The organism is Rhizobium sp. M1 (assembly GCF_002531805.1).
Lineage (GTDB): Bacteria > Pseudomonadota > Alphaproteobacteria > Rhizobiales > Rhizobiaceae > Rhizobium > Rhizobium etli_C.
In genome coordinates, this window is record NZ_NWSW01000022.1 from 1 (window position 1) to 21015 (window position 21015).

At 59.1% G+C, this 21015-nt stretch carries 17 protein-coding genes; 10 read left to right on the top strand and 7 right to left on the bottom strand.

What is annotated here, in order from left to right:
• On the bottom strand, nt 1-7297 hold a 7297-nt coding region (locus CO655_RS21455; protein WP_141514344.1), incomplete at its 3' end, for a VCBS domain-containing protein.
• 737 nt (nt 7298-8034) lie between these two features.
• Entirely contained in the window at nt 8035-8193 is a 159-nt protein-coding gene (locus CO655_RS33910; RefSeq protein ID WP_176539280.1) for a hypothetical protein, read from the bottom strand.
• 51 nt (nt 8194-8244) lie between these two features.
• On the opposite strand from CO655_RS33910, the gene ppk2 reads away from it, so the two are divergent.
• Nucleotides 8245-9159: a polyphosphate kinase 2 gene (gene ppk2 / locus CO655_RS21465; protein WP_010034250.1), complete on the top strand. Its 915-nt coding sequence runs from the start codon at nt 8245-8247 to the stop codon at nt 9157-9159.
• A 119-nt stretch (nt 9160-9278) separates the two neighbouring features.
• Here ppk2 and CO655_RS21470 read toward each other — a convergent pair whose 3' ends face one another.
• A complete protein-coding gene (locus CO655_RS21470; RefSeq protein WP_097666434.1) occupies nt 9279-10154 on the bottom strand; it encodes an aldo/keto reductase family oxidoreductase in 876 nt (291 codons plus the stop codon).
• 97 nt (nt 10155-10251) lie between these two features.
• Between CO655_RS21470 and CO655_RS21475 the strand changes: the two genes are divergently transcribed.
• Nucleotides 10252-11163 carry a LysR family transcriptional regulator gene (locus CO655_RS21475; RefSeq protein ID WP_097666436.1) on the top strand — a complete coding sequence of 304 codons (912 nt, stop codon included), beginning with the start codon at nt 10252-10254 and terminating at the stop codon, nt 11161-11163.
• Here the strand turns inward: CO655_RS21475 and CO655_RS21480 are convergent.
• The 3 genes from CO655_RS21480 to rpsU are packed head-to-tail and all read right to left on the bottom strand — an operon-like array spanning nt 11146 to nt 11763.
• A complete protein-coding gene (locus CO655_RS21480) occupies nt 11146-11304 on the bottom strand; it encodes a hypothetical protein (RefSeq protein WP_245423869.1) in 159 nt (52 codons plus the stop codon). The two genes, CO655_RS21475 and CO655_RS21480, sit on opposite strands and share 18 nt — an antisense overlap.
• Before the next feature lie 7 nt (nt 11305-11311).
• Nucleotides 11312-11506 (bottom strand): hypothetical protein, encoded by a 195-nt coding sequence (locus CO655_RS21485; protein ID WP_097666438.1) that lies wholly within the window; start codon nt 11504-11506, stop codon nt 11312-11314.
• Nucleotides 11507-11529: 23 nt separating this feature from the next.
• Entirely contained in the window at nt 11530-11763 is a 234-nt protein-coding gene (gene rpsU / locus CO655_RS21490; protein WP_097666440.1) for a 30S ribosomal protein S21, read from the bottom strand.
• Nucleotides 11764-12393: 630 nt separating this feature from the next.
• On the opposite strand from rpsU, the gene CO655_RS21495 reads away from it, so the two are divergent.
• From CO655_RS21495 to CO655_RS21520, 5 genes are all read left to right on the top strand, one after another.
• Nucleotides 12394-13101, top strand: a complete 708-nt coding sequence (locus CO655_RS21495; protein WP_097666442.1) for an Ig-like domain-containing protein — start codon at nt 12394-12396, stop codon at nt 13099-13101.
• Between the two features lie 167 nt (nt 13102-13268).
• On the top strand, nt 13269-13457 hold the full coding sequence (locus CO655_RS21500) for a hypothetical protein (protein ID WP_010029109.1): 189 nt from the start codon (nt 13269-13271) through the stop codon (nt 13455-13457).
• A gap of 380 nt (nt 13458-13837) precedes the next feature.
• Nucleotides 13838-15334: a DUF4173 domain-containing protein gene (locus tag CO655_RS21510; RefSeq protein WP_097666446.1), complete on the top strand. Its 1497-nt coding sequence runs from the start codon at nt 13838-13840 to the stop codon at nt 15332-15334.
• A 47-nt stretch (nt 15335-15381) separates the two neighbouring features.
• Entirely contained in the window at nt 15382-16086 is a 705-nt protein-coding gene (locus tag CO655_RS21515) for a response regulator (protein WP_097666448.1), read from the top strand.
• Entirely contained in the window at nt 16086-17108 is a 1023-nt protein-coding gene (locus CO655_RS21520) for a HAMP domain-containing sensor histidine kinase (RefSeq protein WP_097666450.1), read from the top strand. Before CO655_RS21515 ends, CO655_RS21520 begins: the two co-directional genes overlap by 1 nt.
• A 17-nt stretch (nt 17109-17125) precedes the next feature.
• Here the strand turns inward: CO655_RS21520 and CO655_RS21525 are convergent, their stop codons facing one another.
• The gene (locus tag CO655_RS21525; protein WP_064685073.1) at nt 17126-17764 is read right to left on the bottom strand and encodes a TetR/AcrR family transcriptional regulator; all 639 of its coding nucleotides are present in this window, start codon (nt 17762-17764) and stop codon (nt 17126-17128) included.
• 279 nt (nt 17765-18043) lie between these two features.
• Here CO655_RS21525 and CO655_RS21530 point away from each other — a divergent pair, with 279 nt between their 5' ends.
• From CO655_RS21530 to CO655_RS21540, 3 genes are all read left to right on the top strand, one after another.
• Nucleotides 18044-18607 (top strand): TRAP transporter small permease, encoded by a 564-nt coding sequence (locus CO655_RS21530; protein WP_097666452.1) that lies wholly within the window; start codon nt 18044-18046, stop codon nt 18605-18607.
• A 10-nt stretch (nt 18608-18617) separates the two neighbouring features.
• Nucleotides 18618-19898: a TRAP transporter large permease subunit gene (locus CO655_RS21535; RefSeq protein WP_097666454.1), complete on the top strand. Its 1281-nt coding sequence runs from the start codon at nt 18618-18620 to the stop codon at nt 19896-19898.
• A gap of 70 nt (nt 19899-19968) precedes the next feature.
• Complete coding sequence (locus CO655_RS21540) at nt 19969-20985, top strand: TRAP transporter substrate-binding protein (RefSeq protein ID WP_097666456.1); 1017 nt, start codon at nt 19969-19971, stop codon at nt 20983-20985.
• Nucleotides 20986-21015 lie beyond the last annotated feature (30 nt).

The window sequence follows — 21015 nt, forward strand, 5'->3', positions numbered from 1 at the left end:
TGGTGCCGGCCCCATCGATCGTCCCGCCGCTCCAGGCGAAGGACGACCCAATGGTTGCGCTGTTGTTCACTGCGAACGTGCCCCCGCCGAAGTCCAGGGACCCGATGGTCGCATTTCTGGTCGAGAATGACGAACTATTGGTCACCAGCAGACCGGCAGTTGTAGCGTCGTTTTCAATATCAAGCTGCTGGAAGTTCAGTGCGACGATAGCCGAACTATTGAGCCCAAGTATGCTGACAGGTGTGCCGAACGCGAGCGCGACTGTCTCGGTGGCCGGCAGGCCGATAAAGACATCGTCGTCTACGCCGGGCACCGATCCGGTGTTCCAATTTGCGTTGGCGAACCAGTCACCACCGCTTTCAGATGCCCACTCCACCGAGAATGTACCAATCGTGAAGTGCGTGTCTTCGATGTCGTTACCCAGGGAATTTCCGGCAAGGTCCCGGACGAGGTCCCACGACGAGCGGATGATGTAATCGCCGACCTCTAGCGCCGCCACCGTGAACTGCACCGTGCGGCCCCCGTCGCGCAGCAGTGTACTGATGGGAGCGATGACATTGCCCTCGGCGTCAATCAGCGTGAACGCGCCATTCGTGAGCACATCGTCGCGAATGGGTTCAGAGAATGTCGCTCGGAAGGTTCGGAACGATGGCCCGACTAACGCACCGTCAGTAATATTGGCGGTGACCAGCGACGGTCCCACGATGTCCGGCACAAGCTCGATTGTCACCAACTGCGACAGGCCGACATTGCCGCCAGTATCGGTTGCGCGCACTTGCAGCGTTACTGTTTCTCCGCCGTTCGCCGCAATCGTCGGCAGTGCCGCTCTGAGGTCGAACGGATATGATGAATCCAGCCTCGCCGCCTCGCCGTTGACGAGCAGTTCAAGGGTACGGACTTGCACGTCGTCGGTTACCGTTACGCCAAAGGGGATCGTCTGGCCCTCCTGAACCTGGAGCCCGTCCGTAACAGGATCAAGGTCCGCGACGACCGAGTTCAGAGCGACGGTCGGCGCCACGCCTTGGGCGTCGAACGGCAGATAGTTGACGACCTGCAACTTGCCATCGGCTGTCGCAACAAAGGCGAGGCCATTGCCGATCACAACGGCGTTTGGCGTACTGGCAAGGACAACGCGAGTGACAAAGTCCCCGGTGTTGGCGGCGTCGTCGGTGCGCACGATGTCGAGCGCATTCTGACCAAAAGCCCCACCAGGATTCCCAACGAGGATACCCAAGCCGGAACCGTTGAGGGCGATCGCGGTACCCGCAAGGCTGGTGTCGTCGGCGTTGCTGATCAAGGTCGGCGCCGTTGGATCGCTGACGTCCACCGTGGCAAAGCCGCCGTTAAAGCCGTTGGTCGTTGGGATATAGAGCACCCCATCGGCGACAAAGAGCTGTCGGTCTGTTCCAGCCAGTCCAGCCAGGCTTGGCTCCGATGCTGAACCACGAAGAACCAGAATTCCCGCATTCGCCTCATAGATGCGCAGAGTTGCGGACGAGTCGGCAACGTAAAGCATGTTGCCTTCATGAACGACGTCCACGATCGTCGTTCCCGCAGGCAGGTTCAGCACCTGCAAAACATCGCCCGATGCAACGTCGATCGCCTGGAGGGTTGAGCCGATCGCCGCGAAGGCGACACTGTCAACGATCTCGACTTCTATTGCGTTACCGGGGATTGTTCGAATGACGACGGGCGCGGCAGGGTTGGAAACGTCGACAAAGACGAGCCCTCCGGTTTCGGTCGCAACAGCCGCGACCTCCTGCGTCGTGTCGATCGCAACGTCGCGCGCGTTTCCGGGCAGGGCGACGATGGCGCTTACCGTGGGCGAGAAGGCTTTGGCGATATTGACGATAGCGAGGCCCGCGGTACCAAGCGCGACGAAGGCGGTGGGGCCTTCGATTACAAGAGCGCGACCGACACTGGCAGCGCCGCCAGACAGGTTGGTGAAGTCGACAGACGAGAGGATACCTGTGGTGACCAGCAGACCATCAAGGGGGTTGGTCCCAGCATCGAGCTCCGAGCCGTCAGAAACCCCGTCTCCATCAGTGTCCGCGAGAGACGCCGACGTACCAACCGTATGCTCGGCTATGTCCGCCAAACCATCGGCGTCGCTGTCAACCTCGCCGTCCAGCCCTGCAAAGACAGGGAGAGGCAGTTTTGTAATTGCTCCCGACGTCTCCGTAATGAATTCCGCACGGCCCCAAATGCCCAGTTCGTGATCGTAGATCGAAATGGTAAGCGCGACTTCTGACGGGAGAAACGCATCTATGCCGCCACTTCCATCAGTAAAACCTCTGAGTGCAAAGTCAGACCCTTCAATTAAGTAAGGCGCATTAGCCGGTAGACCAGCAACGCTGATCAAGAAGATAGATGCGCTCGACGCCGCATCGACAGAGACATCTATTATGTCACCAATGCCGGCTACCGCTGCCGCAAAGACACCACCCTCTTCAAGCTCAATCAAGAAAGTTGGCAACAATTCCTGTGCCGATTTCAAATGCTCCCTAAGCTCATTGAGCTGCTTAGGGCTATAAATATCTTCAAGAGCACGATCATCATCGTTAGAAACCAGAGAAAATTCTACAATTTGCTCATTTGTTCGATTATTCAATTCTCCAAGCTTTATTATGAAATTTATAGAGTCAAAGATCTTATCTATAGCGGCAAAAGTCGCCTTGATTGCAATTTTCTCGACCAAATTTTCAGCAAGATTAATAGTATTCTTTACGTTGGAGATGGTGAACGAGGTAGCTCTAAGAGCGGCAAGCGCCCCAATCAGGCTAGGATTTGGACATTCAGGATCTCGAAGTGCCTCTAGCGTCTCAATCGCTGTATTAATCGTACCCTCGGTACCGGCAACGACCGCCTTACCTTTACTAATCACTCCCGTCTTTACGCCTTCGATGGCAACTTCGACCGCTTGCTTTGCTACAGCCCTAGCAGCATCGGCTGCTTCAAACCTTTCTTTTGCAACGGCATACTTGTCCGCACCGTCAGAAACATTGAAGAGATCTATAACTTCTTTTATCAGAGTTCTAATGTTGAGTGCGGCGTCTAATGCAGCATTCACTATCGGACCAACTTTGCCCAATTCTACGAGGACATTCTTAAGTCCTACAGTCGCAGCTTCAGCAATTTTGACATACTCTTCGAAGGTGACATTTTCCTGCTCACACGGCGGGGGCGGCTCCTCTGGTCCCTCCGTGGGTGTTCCTGGAGGGGTCAAACCGTGCCAGCCGGGCTTGGTTATCCCGGTTCCCGGATCCGTTGTAACCGACAACCCGTCGGCCGAAACAGTCGCGGTTCCCTCAATCACCAACCGCCCTGTCGTATGATCAAACGACAAAAAGTTCAGCTTCGTACCGGGCGCCGAATTGAAAATGTTGGGCAATGTTAGTTGCGCCGGCGTGGTGAACACCGCGGCATCTGGGGCTTGGATGGTGATGTCGAAAGTATGCTGCAACAGGCCCGGTGGCAGCATTTCGCGCACCAGCTCAGGCGGCACGGTCGAAATGCCGACCTGTGCGTTCGTCAGGATGTTGCCGTCCGCGTCGACCAGGCTACCGCCGGTAACGACCAGCTTGACCTCGGATCGCTGCTCCGGCGTGATGTTGGAGGCACCCACGGCAGGCAGATCGATCTCAGTGGTGCCAGTGTCGGACACGGTCTGGAAGATCGAGGTTGGAATGCGCGGAAGGTAGACCTCGCCGCGGTGCAGATTAGCCAGTTGCTGGTCCAGCGTACCCATCGAGCCCATGACGGTATTGGCGATGCCAGGCCTGACGTTTAGGTCCATGACCATCTCGGGAAAGAAGGCCCCGTCCGGCGCGTTGGTGGCGGTGCGCCCATCAATCGCCAGTTTCACATTGCCGGTCGGCACGTCCGTTAGCGTGAAGTTGCCCTGGGCGTCTGTAAAGACAGCCTGGTCCTCAAGGCCAAGAATCCAGACCCTGGCATTGGCAATCCGCTCAAGAAACGCGTCGTCAGCCGTGCGAATGACCCCATCCGGTCCTGCCCGCATGTCGTCAAAAGTCATCGGTTTGAGATCAACACCAGGGCCAACCACGAAGCCCGTAACGCTCGTACCCGGCACCGTGGAAAGACTGACCGTGGTGAAGCTGGTTTCGAGGTCGCCCCCCGCTGTCCCATCCATGTCCGCATCGAGAGCCGCGCCGTCCGCGGCCGCGCGGATGGCGCCGCCATCGACATGCACTTTGATCGTGCTGCCGCCCGGAAGGGTGCCTTCAACGAAAAGCCAGGCGCTGAGACCATCGCTCGCGGGAACAATTTTGGTCGGGATTGTTGCGCCGGTAGCATCGCTCAGGAAGAGGCTTTGGGCCGTCAGGGTCGAGACATCAACGGCTCGCGAGAAAGAGACGTACGGCCGAAAAGTCGCCCCAACTTCGCCTGTCCCGTCTTTGGGATTAACTTCCAGTATTGTAAATGGGATAAGCGCACCTAGACCTACGCCACGGTCGAGAACAGAGGAATGCCCGGCCGCATCAGTGGCTGTCATTCTAATCAGATGATCGCCAGCCGAAAGTGGGCTAAGCGCCAGGGCAGTGTCGAAGGCTCCGGTGGCGGGATTGAACGAGATCGGCACGGCCGGGCCATTGTCGATTTGATAGGTGAGCGCGACGATGTCGGACCCGGTTCCGTTCACCGTACCGGAAAGCCGGCTGGCTGGCGTCAGGGCATCGCCGTCGAGGAGGCTCTTGAGATCGATGATCGGATCGACGGTATCCAAGATGAAATCAAAGGCGACGGCGTTGGCCGCATTGCCGGCATGGTCGTTTGCAGAGAAAACTAGGACGTGGGAGCCGTCGTCGGAGCCATCCGCGGCAAGGCCGCTCGGCAAGCTGAAGCGACCATCCGCTCCAATAGTAACCGCAGTCGCGGCACCGCCGTCCAGCGAAACCAATAGTTGTTCGACGCCCGACATGTTGTCGAGAGCGTAGCCGGAAATGGTTGGACCGTGGTCATCTACGAGCCCTGCGGCCTGGTCGATTATAATCTTGGGACCGGCGCTATCTTCTGTTGTGGAGAATTGGTCCAAGACCCAATTTCCCACCTTCGCTCCAAGGGTTTGCCCGCCTTGGTTTGAAAATTCGTAGTGAAGACCGCCATAGATCCGGCTTCGGCCTGCCTCCGACGCCGCGTCCCAGAAGCTATCGAAATTGCGCGTCACCCCAAGCAAGCCACTGCTCGTGGAAGAGAATGCGTAGTCGTCGCCGAACAGACTGGTGAGGACTGCTGCCGCGGCTGCGCTATATGTGGAATGGCCCGATACATATTCTGGGAAGGGAGGTGTAATCAGCAGTGGCTGCCAGTCGTCGTCATCCAGCGTCGCTGCGTTGTCGTCAAACTCGGCGTCGTGTATCGCAGTAATGGGGCGCCACAGATCGTAGGCGTATTTGGAGTCCCAGGCGGCGATACCAGCGTCAGCGAGTGATACATTGAGCATGGCCAGCGCACGAGCCATTTCCACAGCGCCTAAGTCCAAGTTAGTTACGACTTGAGCTGCTATATCGTTCCAGTGTCCGCCGGGCGTGTAGGTCCCACCACCATCAGCCCAAAAGCGTGCGATCTGCGTTTGGTCGGCGGTTCGAGAACTCCCAGTCGCGGAGCCCAGAGTCTGCACCTCGTGGAGTGCGGCGGCATATTCCGCGCTATCGAGCTCAGGCGGCGCTTCGGGACGAAACTGGCTACCATCGGTCAACGAAAATGGGGCGAGATCCGCCCATTGGGGCGCCATGCCTGGCGCGTAAACCGGCGCCGTGGGGCGCCATTGCCCAGGTTCGGAACCGCCATTATCCACGACAAAGTCGTCCCAGCCGTCATGGTCGCGGATAGCAATAATCGCGGCCGCCACGCTGGCCCCGAAGTCCGCTCCTAAATCCCGTCCGCTAACGTCTGCGATCGACCCTAAACTCAGCGCCAGCTTGGCGTCGAGGTCGCTTCCTTGCACTGGAAAGAGGTACTTGAGTACGGCGTGCGCTGCCGACGCCACTGCTGCATCTGCCGAGGCTCCATCAGGTGCAGCCAGATTCACCAGATAGGTTTGCGTGTGGTTCAATGCGTTCAAAACATCATAGACAGCAACGCTCTCAATCGCCAGAACCCGCGATGCATAAGCGGGGTTACTGCCATCTAGCCGTATCGCCTCAAGCATAATGTGATGCCAATCCAGCAGCGCCTGACCTGAGGCAGCTCCGCCCTCGTCTGCACCATTGATCGTGACTTCGACAGTCTTGGACGCACTGCCATCAAACGACGCTGCGACAAAGCTATCGACGATCGATTGTCCGGCTACTAGATCGCGAATTGCCGATTGGTCGGCAGACGCGGCGTAGGTCCACGCCCCTTCCTCCGTCAGCGTAAATGTGCCGTACGTGCCAGCGATGCTGGTCTGAGCAACAAAAACAGACTGGCCAACATCGGCATCGGCAATCGAGAGTGCACCGGAAGCCCTAAGATTACCTGCGCTGTCGGTCGCATCACCTTCGGCAATCAATGCTGTTGAGATGCCCCCGATCAGGGCGGCGTCGTTTGTCCCGTTGATTGTGACGGTTACAACCTGGCTGGCGCTGCCATCGGAGGAAACCGCAGTAAAAGCATCAGTAACAGAGTGACCTGCGCCTAGAGCTTGGATGTCTTGCTGATTATTCGCCGCGGCATAAGTCCATGCTCCGTTCGCCGCTAGCGAAAATGTGCCGTACTCGCCAACGACATTTGGCTGGGACATAAAGCTCGACTGACCGACATCAGGATCAGCGATTGAAAGCGTGGCCGAAGTTTGAAGTTCGCCAAAGCCATCGACATCCACATCTTCGGCGATCGATCCCTCAGATTGGCCCCCTATAACAGCCGGCCCGTTAGCCGCGCCGTGGATTTGCATGGCAAACCTGCCGGTGTCAGTCAGACCCGATCCATCGGAAATTTTGTATGACAATTCCTCAGTCAGCGTTGCCCCGGGGCGAAGCGCAGCTACAAGCGGATTGGACTCGTCAAGCACATAGCTAAAAGTGCCATCCGGCTTGACCGTGAACGTCCCATACTTTCCCTGGACGACCGTCTCTTGCGGACCATTGGACTTGGCGGCGACTTTCACATGATCGAAAGCCCGCAAAAATAGACGGCCATTGTCGTCTGAGTCATTAGCCAGCAAATTGCCGCCAATTGGTGCCCCTCTAACAAAGGAGAAAAGGTCGTCGGTCGCGACAGGCCGCATCCTGTTCATAAAATGCCCCCCAAAGCCAAAATAATGAACTGCCCGAAAAGAAATATGCGAAAACAAGATCGGAACAAAAACGGACGAGAAGATCGCCAGATTAGGAAGGTTAACGAAGTATTTTAATCAATCAAGTGGAATTCTATTCTAACTAGCACTTTGTTGTAGATCTTAACCGCGAGGGCAAAATTGGTATCGGATAGACAAGCGCGATCCGCCACAACTTGCTAAATCAAATACCAACATTACTGTCAATGGACAGACCCAAAATCTCGTCTATCCCGTCGTCATCACGCCCTCAAAGAACAGCATTCACGCCGAGGGGCATGATGTTATTTTATCCGCAGGAATGACAGTGACTGTTGAAATTAAGACCGGCTCTCGGAGGTTGCTCGACTACGTCTTGGAGCCACTTCCTTCATCGATACGGGTTTCTCCGCGCTTCACGACGTCACGGAATAGTGGGACGGTGGCTCGTTGAAAATCTTTCGCGGGACGGTCACAATGCGCCCGACGACCCGGCTCAACCGGTTGTCAAACCGGTGATGGACGTACTTCTTCTATATGGATGAACGAGAGCCGGGCCAAGGTTGGCCGTTGGTACGGATCGGTCGCCCCGGTTGCTTTCTGATCGACATCCTCGCTGGCGGCAGCGTTAATGCTCCCGCCGGCCATCAACCGGACACACGGAGATTGCTAAAAAGATGCTCGACGCACAGCCATTCAGGCGCAATACCGAACGAGCTTGGCGTCCAATTGCGCGCTTCGCGCAGCACGCGGGCCAAGAGCCAACTTGCTCCCTCTCACGCGACACCGGCATCGCCGGCACGACGCTCACCGTCATGGCCCTGACGATCCGCGCCTGCCGAAACCTTGCCGACCGATATCGTGCGGGGCAGCTCTAAGGCGCGCTTGGAACGAGAGACGCGGGTAGCCGTTTCAGCTCGATCAGTGGTCGTCATATAACCTTCGCACTGACATGCTCCTGTCAAAACAACAGGAAGGAAAAAACCATGGCTCAAACACCGCAGGACCAACTCGACCGCATAAAGGCCGAAATCGCAGACAGCTTCGATGAGGAGCTGGAAATGCAGATGGAGGAAGACCGGCTGGACGATCTGGTCGCCGAGGGAATGTCGGAACCGGCCGAGCAGACGCTCGAGCGAAAGATCTACTTCCGCGAACTCTTCCGACTGCAGCACGAACTGGTGCGGCTGCAGGATTGGGTTCAGCACAAGAAGCTGAAGGTCGTCGTGCTCTTCGAAGGCCGGGATTCGGCCGGCAAGGGCGGCGCGATCAAGCGCGTCACCCAAAGGCTCAATCCGCGCGTCTGCCGCACCGTCGCACTGCCCGCCCCGACCGAGCGTGAGCGCCATCAATGGTATTTCCAGCGTTACGTTCCGCACCTGCCCACAGCCGGCGAGATCGTGCTCTTCGACCGCAGCTGGTACAACCGCGCCGGCGTCGAGCGCGTGATGGGGTTCTGCACCCCCGACGAGCTCGAGGAATTCTTCCGCTCGGTGCCGGAATTCGAGCGCATGCTCGTCCGCTCCGGCATCGTGCTGATCAAATACTGGTTCTCGATCACCGACGAGGAGCAGGAGTTCCGCTTCAAGATGCGTATCCACGATCCGCTGAAGCAGTGGAAGCTTTCACCGATGGACATGGAAAGCCGTGTCCATTGGGAGGAATATACCAAGGCCAAGGAAGAAATGCTCGCGCGCACGCACACCAAGGAGACGCCTTGGTGGGTGGTGCAGGCCGTCGACAAGAAACGGGCGCGGCTGAACTGCATCGCCCATCTTCTCGAGCAGATTCCCTATGAGGATGTGCCGAAGCCGGAGATCCAGCTGCCGGATCGCATCCGCCATGCCGATTACAACAGGGCGCCGGTTCCGGCTGAAATGTACGTGCCGGAGCGCTATTGAGCGCTGTTGTAGGCACGGCGCGACAGGTCAGCTGCCGAAACATCGATAATCCGCAGTCCGCCGGCTGCGCCACGCGAGGCGTGGCGTAGCGGCAGACCGTCTACGGCCATCGCATGCCGTCAGGCAGCGATATCGGCCATCCGGTTCAATTCTTCGATGGCCTCATCAGGCAGCACGAGGCTGGCAGCGGCGAGGTTTTCCCTGAGATGGCCGAGCGACGACGTGCCGGGGATCAACAGGATATTGGGCGCGCGATGCAGCAGCCAGGCGAGCGCCACCTGCATCGGGGTAGTGCTGAGGCGCTCGGCGACCTTGTAGAGGGTGGACGACTGCAGCGGCGTAAACCCGCCGAGCGGGAAGAACGGCACATAGGCGGTGCCCTCACGGGCGAGCGCCTCGATGACCGGATCGTCGGCCCGATGTGCCAGATTGTACTGGTTTTGCACGCAGACGATGTCGGTGATCCCGCGGCCTTCGGCGACTTGGCGCGAGGTGGCGTTGCTCAAGCCGACGTGGCGGACGAGACCCTGCCGCTGGAGATCGGCAAGCACCGTCAGAGGTGCTTCTATCGACCCTTCGGCCGGGCCATGCACGTCGAACATGATCCTGAGGTTGACCACATCGAGCACGTCAAGGCCGAGGTTACGCAGATTGTCGTGCACTGCCTGGGTCAGCTCATGGCGCGAGAAAGCCGGAATCCAGGACCCGTCCGGGCCGCGCCTGGCGCCGACCTTGGTGACGATGACGAGATCATCGCGATAGGGGTGGAGGGCTTCGCGGATGATCTGGTTGGTGACGTGCGGACCGTAGAAATCGCTGGTGTCGATGTGATTGACACCGCTTGCGACCGCCTCGCGCAGCACCGCAAGCGCGGCGCCATGATCCCTGGGCGGGCCGAACACGCCAGGCCCTGCGAGCTGCATGGCGCCATAACCAAGTCGCTTCACGTTGCTGTCGCCGAGATTGAAGCTGCCGGCCCGATCGATAATGGACATGATCTCACTCCTTTCAAGAGGTGATGCCAAGACTACGCCTTGGCGGAGCGTGTGATAATCGGGTACAATCCGTACGGGTCGTGCGGAGTGGCGAACAGTGAAAGCAGATTTGAGCGATCTCAATGCCTTTGTCGCCGTGGCGCGGGCCGGCGGTTTTCGCCAGGCGGCGCGGGCCAGCGGCAGCAGCGCCTCTTTCTTGAGCGAAGCGGTGCGGCGCCTCGAGGCTGAGCTCGGCGTCAGACTGCTCAACCGCACGACGCGCAGCGTCGTTCCAACCGAAGCGGGCAAAGGCCTGCTGGAACGGCTTGGCCCTGCTTTGACGGAGGTGGAGGCCGCGCTCGACGTGGTCAACCGATTTCGCGACAGGCCGGCCGGTTCTCTGCGGCTCAACGTGCCGGTCAGCGCGGCGCGCCTGGTGCTGCCAGCCATCGTCCCGCCATTCCTCGCCGCCTATCCCGATATTCGCCTCGAGATCGTCGCCGAGGAGAGCTTCGTCGACGTGCTGGCTGCCGGATGCGATGCCGGCATCCGTTACGACGAGCGGCTGGAGCAGGATATGATCGCAATAGCGATCGGGCCGCGCCAGCAGCGCTTTGCCACTGCCGCGTCCCCCGACTATCTCGACCGCCATGGCCGGCCGCAACATCCGAGCGAACTCCTCGACCATGCCTGTCTGCTGGGCCGGTTTGACAGCGGTGCGCTGACGACGCCCTGGGAATATGAGCGGGACGGCGAAGTGGTACGGGTCGAACCGTCAGGACCATTGATCGTCAAGGTCGGCGGGGCGACCGATCTGTCTGTCGACGCCGCCATAGCGGGCACGGGCGTGATCAGCATTTTCGAAGACTGGCTGCGCCCGTATTTTGACAGTGGCGTTCTCGAGCCCATTCTCGAACCCTGGTGGCAGCGCTTTTCCGGGCCGTTTCTCTATTATCCCGGACGGCGCCTGGTGCCGGCACCGCTCCGCGCCTTCATCGATTTCGTCAAGGCGTCAGCTAACCCGGCTTGAACGAAGTTGCAGTGCCGGTATCGCTTCGAGAACGGAGCGCTGCAAATCCGGGGTTCCGATATCCGGGGAATATCGAAACCCCTTCGGAAGGCGGTCGTCGGCCACACCAAAGAGATCCTTCTGCGCCGTCACCGTCACCATTCGCTCCTCAATGCACGCTTGGAGTTTCCATGACCATTGCGAAGTCTTCTGCGACCAGTTCGCTGACGGATATGAGGATTTCTTCCCGTGAAAAGCCCGATGTCAGCGCACGCTGGATCAGATCCTGCAGATCCGGCTCGACCACATCACGGCAATCCTCGAGGCGTTCTTCTGAAATGGCAAGGCTATTCAATTCGTCCATTGTCTATCCTTTCGGGAAAGCTATCAACGCGATGCAGCCTGCTTCCGCCCGGCCAGCAGTCCTTCGCGCTGCATCTTCTTGCGTGCGGCCTTGCGCTGCCGGCTGATCGCCTGGGCTTTTTCTCTGACGCGGCGTTCGGACGGCTTCTCATAGGCGCGCCGCTCCTTCATTTCGCGGAACAGTCCTTCGCGCTGCATTTTCTTTTTCAACGCCCTCAGGGCTTGATCGACGTTGTTGTCTCTGACGAGTACCTGCATTCGCATTCTCCTTGTTTGGATGGTGGGCCGACCGCGTTATCAGGCAATCAGGCCTGCATTCACGGCGGCTAAAGAGGCAAACGCCCTTCACGCTCCAGCAGTCTGGGACAGCATCGCGACCCTTGCGCCGGCCGATCAACGACCGCAGCCACAGTCGCCATATTTCGTGGGTTCAAAAAGAAATCCTCTGACGGCCGTAGCCGGAAATCTTGCTGCTGGGATTGCCCATGGGCCGCCCGGATGGCGCATGCGGCCGATCCTTTTGCTTTCATTCCCGTGTCGGCACTGCTCGAGTGTCCGGTGAGATCGGCTGCGGCTCTAAGGTAGGTGCCGGTGTCAATGATTGCAACGGTGTGCAGCCGGGATAGAAGCAGCGTCAGAAGAGCACGGCCGCAACATAGTCACCGGGCAGGTTCCTTCAAGTTTACCGGGTGTAAATTGGTCGAATTTGCTTCAAATTTGATTGAATCAGATAACGTATTGGTCGCTTCATAAACGTCAATGCACGTTATGGGTGAATGTTAACCTTGCGTTAAATACCCCATTGACTTGTAGTATTAATAAGTTGTTAAAGAAGCCGCTCGCTAAGGTCAAAATGACCCACCGATAAAACAATTTTAGGAGAAACTAATGGCTTCCCTGATTCACGCAACTGACGATAGTGTAACTTTTGCAGAAACCGACGTAATTTCCGGAAATCTTCTGTCCAACGATTCCTCCGACAACGGCCGCCTGTTCCTGCGCGCCTTCGACCAGCAGGCGGTCGGCGCCAAGGGCGGCAACAGCCAGGTCACCGAGATCCAGGGCGACTACGGCACGTTCTTCGTCAAGCCGGACGGCAGCTATACTTATGTCCTGAGCGATGCTGCCAAGATCGGCTTTACCAATAGTGAAACGCTGACAGAACGCGTCTCCTACAAGATCTCCGACGGCAACGGTCACACCGATGTCGGTGTATTCTCCCTGAATATCCAGGGCGTTATCCAGGTTAAGCCGGTCGCGGTCGACGATACCTACAGCTTCACCGAAGGCAGCCCCATCACCGGTAACGTTCTGGACAACGACATCGCCGGCGACAACGGCAAGATGTTCCTGCGTCAGTTCCTGAATACACAGGTAGACTCCCCTGCCGACGCCGTAACCGACGTTGCCGGCACGTATGGCACGTTCCACGTCAAGTCGAACGGCGAGTTCACCTACGAGCTGAACACTGATCTGAATGCCGATCAGACCTACACGGAGGTTCTGCGGTACTACAAGATTTCGGACGGCGAAGGTCACACGGACACTGCCCTGGTGACGCTCAACATCACCGGTACGGACGTTCATACGGTTTGATCGCCCATAACAGGTTAGCGAAACGCGACGCCCGCCGCAAAATCGGCGGGCGTTTTCGCATCCGCGTTCCTGATACATGCTTCCTGGATATAGTTGCCCGTAATCCTTTTTAGCTAGTTCTTATAAAATCCTCAGGGGGGTAGTTTCGTTGTTCGGAGGACACGCCGTTGACCGAACACATCGAACCCAGGCAAATCGAAACGGACGATCTGACGAAAGTCTGGTCCGTCACGGAATTCTGCGCTCGTCACCATATCGATGCCGAGGAACAAGCGATGCTGCTCAAACTTTTCGGGCCCTTCGCGACAGCCTGCGAGCTGCTGCACAATGCCAGACGTGCACAGCGATTCCGATAGTGTCCTTCTTAATTCCTTCGCCCTTGCTTGCGGAAGACGAACGGCGCCGACATACGCCCAAGGTTAGGCCCTGACCTTGCGTTCGCGGGCGACTGCCTAATGGTGCAGCGTCCTCTGCGCGTCTGAACGGACGCGCGGCGCTTTGGGGCAATTTCCTGAATTGCTCCTCGCTTTCTGCACAAAATCTGCAATCCGGCGCGCCATCTTCCTGCCATGAGCAAGAAAGCCAGCCCGCCCCGTCCCGCACCCTCCACTTTACCGGATCGCCTCTGCAATGACGGATGGTGGCTGACGGACGGGTCTCAAGACACCCCTGCCGCGACGAGATCGGACACCAGGCTCATCGTGATCGCAACGCGGCCTTTGCAAGAGGAGCAGCCATGGATACAGCCGATATTTTGACAGAGCCGATGCCGATCAAACGGGGCGGTGGCCGTCCCGTGGCGCTGCTTGCGCTGGTGGCGCTTGCGGATTTTCTGATCTTTGGCCAGGCGCTCGGGATAAACCTCTTCCTTTTTGCGCTCGCCGTCTGCGCCGGCATTCTGTATTCGGCCAGGAAGAGGCCGCAGTTTTCGATGGCGGCTTTCCTGCTCGGCTTTTTGGTCCTGGCGTCGGCGCCGCTTGTGGAAGCGCCCTCGCTCACCGGCCTCGTCCTCTGCTTCGGCGCACTGACGTCGGTTGCTCTCGTCAGCGCCAGACTGATGCCCCGCCGCCTTACCGGCCTGCCCCTGGTGTTTTTCCGCTTCGCTCTCGTCATTCCCTTGCGGCTTGCCGAGAGTATCCGGAAATATCTTGCGACGCCGGCCAAAGGGTTTTCTTTTGCTGTGGTCCGACAGGGCGCTGGCCTCTGGATCATGCCGGTCATTCTCGCAGCGATCTTCGTATCTCTCTTTGCCGCGGCCAATCCGCTGATCGAAATCGCGCTGCGCAGCATCGATTTTGCCGTTTTGCTGCAGTTTCTCGATGTTTGGCGGATCGGCTTCTGGATGATGATCGCTATTGTCGTGTGGGCGATGCTGCGGCCGCGCCTGAAGCGTCGCGCTGCAAGATCGCAAGGCGGCAGATCGTTCATGATCGTGCCCACCAGGAATGCGCCGTTTGGCCATGCTTCGCTGTTGCGATCCCTCGTCTTGTTCAACGCAATTTTTGCCGTGCAGACGCTTCTCGATCTCGTCTATCTCTGGGGCGGCGCCGATCTGCCCGAGCACATGAGCCACGCCGAATATGCCCATCGCGGCGCCTACCCGTTGATTGCCACGGCGCTTCTCGCCGCCGGCTTCGTCCTCGTCGCCATGCGCCGCGGTGGCCCCGGCGATCATAGCGTGCTGATCCGCGGCCTCGTCCATGCCTGGATCGGCCAGAATGTCCTGCTCTGCCTGTCCTCGATGCTGCGACTCGGGCTTTACGTCGAGGTTTATTCGCTGACGGAGCTGCGTGTCGCCGCCGGTCTCTGGATGGGCATCGTCGCCGTCGGCCTTGTCTTGATCCTGCTGCGCATTCTGTTCAACCGATCCAACGCATGGCTGATCACCGCGAACCTCGCCTCCCTCCTTACGGTTCTCTACATCAGCTCCCTCATCGATTTTCCGGCTTTCATCGCCCGCTTCAATGTCGCTCACAGCCAGGAGATCAGCCAGGAAGGCCCGCCGCTCGATCTCGACTATCTCTCCTCGCTCGGCCCTTCCGTCATTCCGGCGCTCGATCGCTATATCCAGATGCTGCCGGATCACCTGATCGACAAGAAGAGCGAGGCCGTGACGGTTCGCTACTATCTCTCCCGGAATTTTGAGATGCGCCGGCGCGACTGGCGAAGCTGGACCTTCCGATCCGCGCGGCTGGAGAGCTATCTTCTCTCTCCCGCAGCCATTGCAAGATAGAACGAGAACGATGACAACAGGCACGACAAACCAACACAGGACCGGTGATGGCGCCCCGCATTCTCGTCGTCGATGACGAACCTCACATCCGCGATGTGATCTGCTTTGCACTTGAGCGCGGCGGTCTGACTTCGACCGCCGTTCGCGGCGGCGCCGAGGCGATGGCGGCCTTCCGCCGCGGCAACATCGATCTGATCATTCTCGATATCGGCATGCCCGATATGGATGGTCTGGAGGTCTGCCGGCAGATCCGCCAGACATCGGCACTGCCGATCCTGTTTCTGTCCGCCCGCGACGAGGAGATCGACAGGATCTTGGGGCTCGAAATCGGTGGCGACGACTATGTCACCAAGCCTTTCAGCCCGCGCGAACTCATCGCGCGGGTCAAGGCGATATTGAAGCGAAGCGGCAACGGGGCGGCGCCCGACAGACGCCATGCCGCCCTTATCGCCGGCGAGATCAGCCTGGATCGCCACGGCCGGACGGTCATGTTCGGTGACAGCGCCCTCGCGATGACGGCGCTGGAATTCGCAATCCTGGAGGCATTGCTGTCGCGTCCCGGTATGGTCTTCAGCCGCGAACAATTGATGGAAGCGGCCTATGGCGCTGGCACCTACGTCGCCGACCGGACGATCGACAGCCATATCCGCAACATCAGAGCCAAATTCACCGCCGTCGGCGGCTCCGGAATCATCGCGACCGTTCACGGCATCGGCTTCAAGCTTAGCGGTGAACTCGGGAGGAAGGCCTGATGCCGGCGCTGAAAGTCAGGGTGAAATGGCGGCCGAGGCTGGCGCTGATCGTCTATGCCGTGCTGCTCGCCGTCATGGCTCTGCCGATCCTGATCGTCGTCTGGTTTCGTGCCGTCGAGGCAAGTTCGAGCCGGATGGCGCCGGCGGAAATCGGGGCGCTTGCCATTGTCGCGATGCTGACACTCGGCATTGCCTATGTGCTGACGCGCACCATCACCGGGCCGATCGACGCGCTGATCGCCCGCACGGAAGAGATCGCCCGTGGCGGCAAGGCGGCAATCCGTCCGCTCGACAGCTATGGAACGCGGGAGATCGCGGTGCTGTCGCAAAGCTTCCTCGATCTTGCCGGAAAACTGGTCGACCGCACGGACTATGTCCGCTCCTTTGCCGCCCATGTCTCCCACGAGCTGAAATCGCCGCTGACGGCCATCCGGGGGGCGGCGGAACTTCTGCGCGATGACGATGCCGAGAGATCGATGACCACAGCACAGCGCTTGCATTTTCTCGACAATATCGTCGCGGACGCTGTCCGGCTCGACGCATTATTGCAGCGGCTGCGGGATCTGGCGCAGGCGGAAACGCCTGTGAGCGAGGGCGGAAGCAGTGTCGCCAGCATCATAACGTCACTGCGCGGACGTTTTCCCGCCCTTGAAGTTTCGGCTGCCGGAGATGCGGAAACATCGATCGCGCTCCCGCACGAAGCAGCCGTCATTGTCTTTGCCAACCTCGCCGAAAACGCCTTACAGCACGGCGCCACGCTGTTGGAATTCGTCATCTCGGGCGACGACCGCAAAGCCGTCTTTCTCGTTCGTGACGACGGCAGCGGGATTTCCGAGGCTAATCGCGAACGCATCTTTCAACCGTTCTTCTCGACCCGCCGCGAACAGGGCGGCACCGGGATGGGCCTCGGTATTATCCGCGCCATGCTGAGTTCCCATGGTGGCACGATCCAACTTCGGCCGACGGTCGGCACCGGCGCCGAGTTCGAAATCACCCTGCCCGTGCCATCGCCGCGCAGTTGAGCTGGAGCCTCCTGCCCTCAGCTTTTCAAATAGCTGACGACGGCGTCGGCAATCATGCCGCGATGGCGTTCGATGGTATCGCCGTCCGAGAGATTGCGCCTGAAGATCGTGCCGAACGTATAACGGTTGGAAACGCGGAAGAAGCAGAAGGCGCTGATCATCATATGGATGTCGATCGGGTCGGCCTTGCGCCGGAAGATGCCCTGGTCGAAGCCGCGCTCCAATATGCCGGCGATGGTTTCAATGACCGAAACGTTGAGATCGCGGATCGCCTCCGAACGAAGCATATGCGCGGCGTGATGGATGTTCTCGATGCTGACCAGGCGGACGAAATCGGGATTGGCCTCGTCGTGGTCGAAGGTCGTCGAGATCAGCGTCCGCAGCGCCTCTTCCGGTTCGAGATCGGACAGATGCAGATCGGATTCCAGCGAGCGGATCTTGCGGTAGGACTGTTCCAGGACGGCAAGGTAGAGCCCCTCCTTGCTGCCGAAATAATAATAGATCATCCGTTTCGAGGTGCGCGTCTTCTCGGCAATCGAGTCAACGCGGGCGCCGGCGAGCCCATGGGTCGAGAATTCTTCGGTCGCAACGAGGAGAATGTCCTCCTTCGTCTGCTGTGGATCGTTCTTCCGGCCGTTTTCGCCCCGTTCCGCCATGAGCCTCGCTACCGCACTTTCTAATCTATTGTTTTATATTTCGAATTTCGGTCTTCGACTTCAGTGGAAGCATGCGTTTCTGTTTCCGATGCCCGTCAGTCTTATTCACGTTGGCGACATGTTTCAATAGATGCCGCTTGACATACGAACTAGTTAGTACATTTTGGAAGGGCGAACAGTGGAGGAATTGATCGCGACGGCAATATTTCGGTCACGACGCGCTCTGGCGGGTCTGACGACGGTCGGCCGACAGGGCAAGGCCACGCTTGGGAGGAGCGAATGATCCGTATCATCGATTTCTATTTCTTCGCGCTGAAGGTGACGATCGCGCTCCTGCTGGCAGCTATGGTCGTGCTGGTTTTCGGCAATGTCGTGCTCCGTTACGCCTTCAACCAGGGCATCACCTCTTCGGAAGAACTCTCGCGCATCTTTTTCGTATGGCTGACCTTCCTCGGCGCCGTCGTCGCGATGCGCGAGCACGCGCATCTCGGCGTCGATTCCCTGATCACCCGCCTCCCGAAGCCCGTCGCCAAACTCGCCGTGCTTCTCGGTTATGGCATGATGCTCGCCGCCACCTGGCTGATGATCAGCGGCAGTTGGACCCAGACGCTGATTAATCTTCATGTTTCGGCTCCGGCAACCGGTATTTCGATGGGTGTCTTCTACGGCGCCGGACTTGCCTTCGGTGTGCCGGCCTTTTTCATCCTTCTGTGGGACGCCTTCGCGATCGTCACCGACCGCATCGATGTGACGACGGCAGCGCTCGTGCGCGACAGCGAGGAAGAGGCTGCGCTCGAAGATCCCGCCCACACGGCTTTTCCCGTGCTGAAGCCGAAGCACTGAGGAGACCGTCATGACCGTCACCATTTTCCTCGGCGCAATTCTCGGCCCCATGGCGCTCGGCGTGCCGATTGCCTTTGCCCTCATCATAACAGGCGTGGCGCTGATGATGTATCTCGGCATGTTCGACGCGCAGATCGTCGCGCAGAATGTGTTGAACGGCGCCGACAGCTTCCCGCTGATGGCCGTGCCCTTCTTCCTGCTCGCCGGCGAGGTGATGAATACCGGCGGCCTTTCGCGCCGTATCGTCAATCTCGCCATGGCCATGGTCGGCCATATCAGAGGCGGCCTCGGCTTCGTCGCGATCTTCGCGGCCTGCGTATTATCCAGCCTTTCGGGATCGGCTGTCGCCGATGCCGCCGCCCTTGGCGCCCTGCTCTTCCCGATGATGCTGAAATCGGGACATGATCCGGCTCGCGCCGGGGGCCTGCTCGCCTCGGCCTCGATCATCGGCCCGATCATCCCGCCCTCGATCGGCTTCATCCTTTACGGCGTCATCGGCGGAGTTTCGATCACCAAGCTGTTCCTGGCCGGCATTGTTCCCGGCCTGTTGATTGCGGCTGCCCTCTGCGTCACCTGGCTGATCGTCGCCCGCAAGGAACAGTTCGCCCTGCCGCCGAAACAGAGTGACGCCGTGCGGATGAAGGCCTTCGTCGAAAGCATCTGGGCGCTGATGCTTCCCGTCATCATCATCGTCGGCTTGAAATTCGGCGTGTTCACGCCGACCGAAGCCGGCGTCGTCGCGGCGGTCTATTCGCTGTTCGTGTCGATGGTCGTCTATCGCGAACTGCCGCCGTCGCGGCTGTTCGAGGTCTTCGTCGCGGCCGCGAAGATCACCTCGGTGGTGATGTTCCTCGTTGCCTGCGCCGCCGTCTCGGCCTGGCTGATCACCGTTGCCGATGTGCCCGGCGAACTTGCCGGCCTCGTCGAGCCGCTGATGGACAATCAGACGCTGCTGCTGCTTGCCATCATGGTGCTCATCGTCGTCGTCGGCACTGCCATGGACATGACGCCGACGATTCTGGTGATGACGCCGGTGCTGATGCCGATCATCAAGCAGGCGGGGATCGACCCAGTCTATTTCGGCGTGCTGTTCATCATCAACAATTCGATCGGGCTGATAACGCCGCCGGTCGGCACGGTGCTCAACGTCATTTGCGGCGTTTCGAAGCTGTCGATGGAGGATCTGATGAAGGGTGTCATTCCCTTCATGATCGCCGAGCTGATCGTTCTGCTTCTGCTCGTCCTATTCCCTGCGCTGGTGACCGCTCCGGTCGCCTGGTTCGGACACTGATGTCGCCGTGTCGGCGATGGAATTTCAACGCAGCCGGAGGGAGATGCCGGCTCTATCCTGGGAGGAAAACATGCTGAATAGATTGACGAAACTGGCGCTGGGACTGGCTCTGCCGTTCGCCTTGCTGGCAAGCAGCCCTGTTATGGCTGAAATCCGCGAACACAGCCTCAAATTCGCTGCCGCCAACAATAAGGGCCATCCCCAGGTCATGGGCATGGAGAAATTCGCCGAGCTGGTGAAGGAAAAGAGCGGCGGCAAGATCGAGGTCAAGCTGTTTCCGGGCGGCGTCCTCGGCGGCGACGTTCAGACGGTGTCGGCCCTGCAGGGCGGCGTCATCGAGATGACGGTGCTCAACGCCGGCATTCTCGCAAGCAATGTCAAGCAGTTCGGCGCCGTCGACCTGCCCTTCCTGTTCAACAGCGGCGAAGAGGCCGACAAGGTGATGGACGGCGCCTTCGGCACCAGCCTGATGAAACTCCTGCCCGACACCGGCCTCGTCGGCCTCGCCTATTGGGAGCTCGGTTTCCGCAACCTGACCAACAACCGTCATGCGGTCACCAAGCTCGAGGACATCAAGGGTCTGAAGATCCGCACCATCCAGTCGCCGATCCCGATCGAACTCTTCAACAGTCTCGGCGCCAATGCGGTGCCCTTGCCCTATACCGAGCTCTACACCGCGCTCGAAACCGGCACCGTCGATGGTCAGGAGAACCCGGCCGCCAACATCATCAATGCCAAGTTCTTCGAAGTGCAGAAGTACATGACGATCACCCGTCACCAGTACAATCCGCAGATCGTGCTCATCAGCAAGAAGTTCTGGGACGGTTTGAACGACGAGGAAAAGGCGGTCTTCGAGGCGGCCGCGACGGAAGCCCGCGACTATCAGCGCAAGGTTTCCAGGGAGCTGGACGCCAAGGCGATCGAGGAAATCAAGAAGACCGGCATGGAAGTCGCCGAGCTCAGCCCCGAAGAGACGCAGAAGCTGCGCGACGCCGTCAAGCCGCTGGTCGACAAGTTCGCGGCTCAGATCGGCGCCGAGACCGTGACACAGCTCTTCAAGGAGCTCGACACGGTTCGCGGCAAGTAAGCAGATCAGGCCCGCGGGCGACCCCGCGGG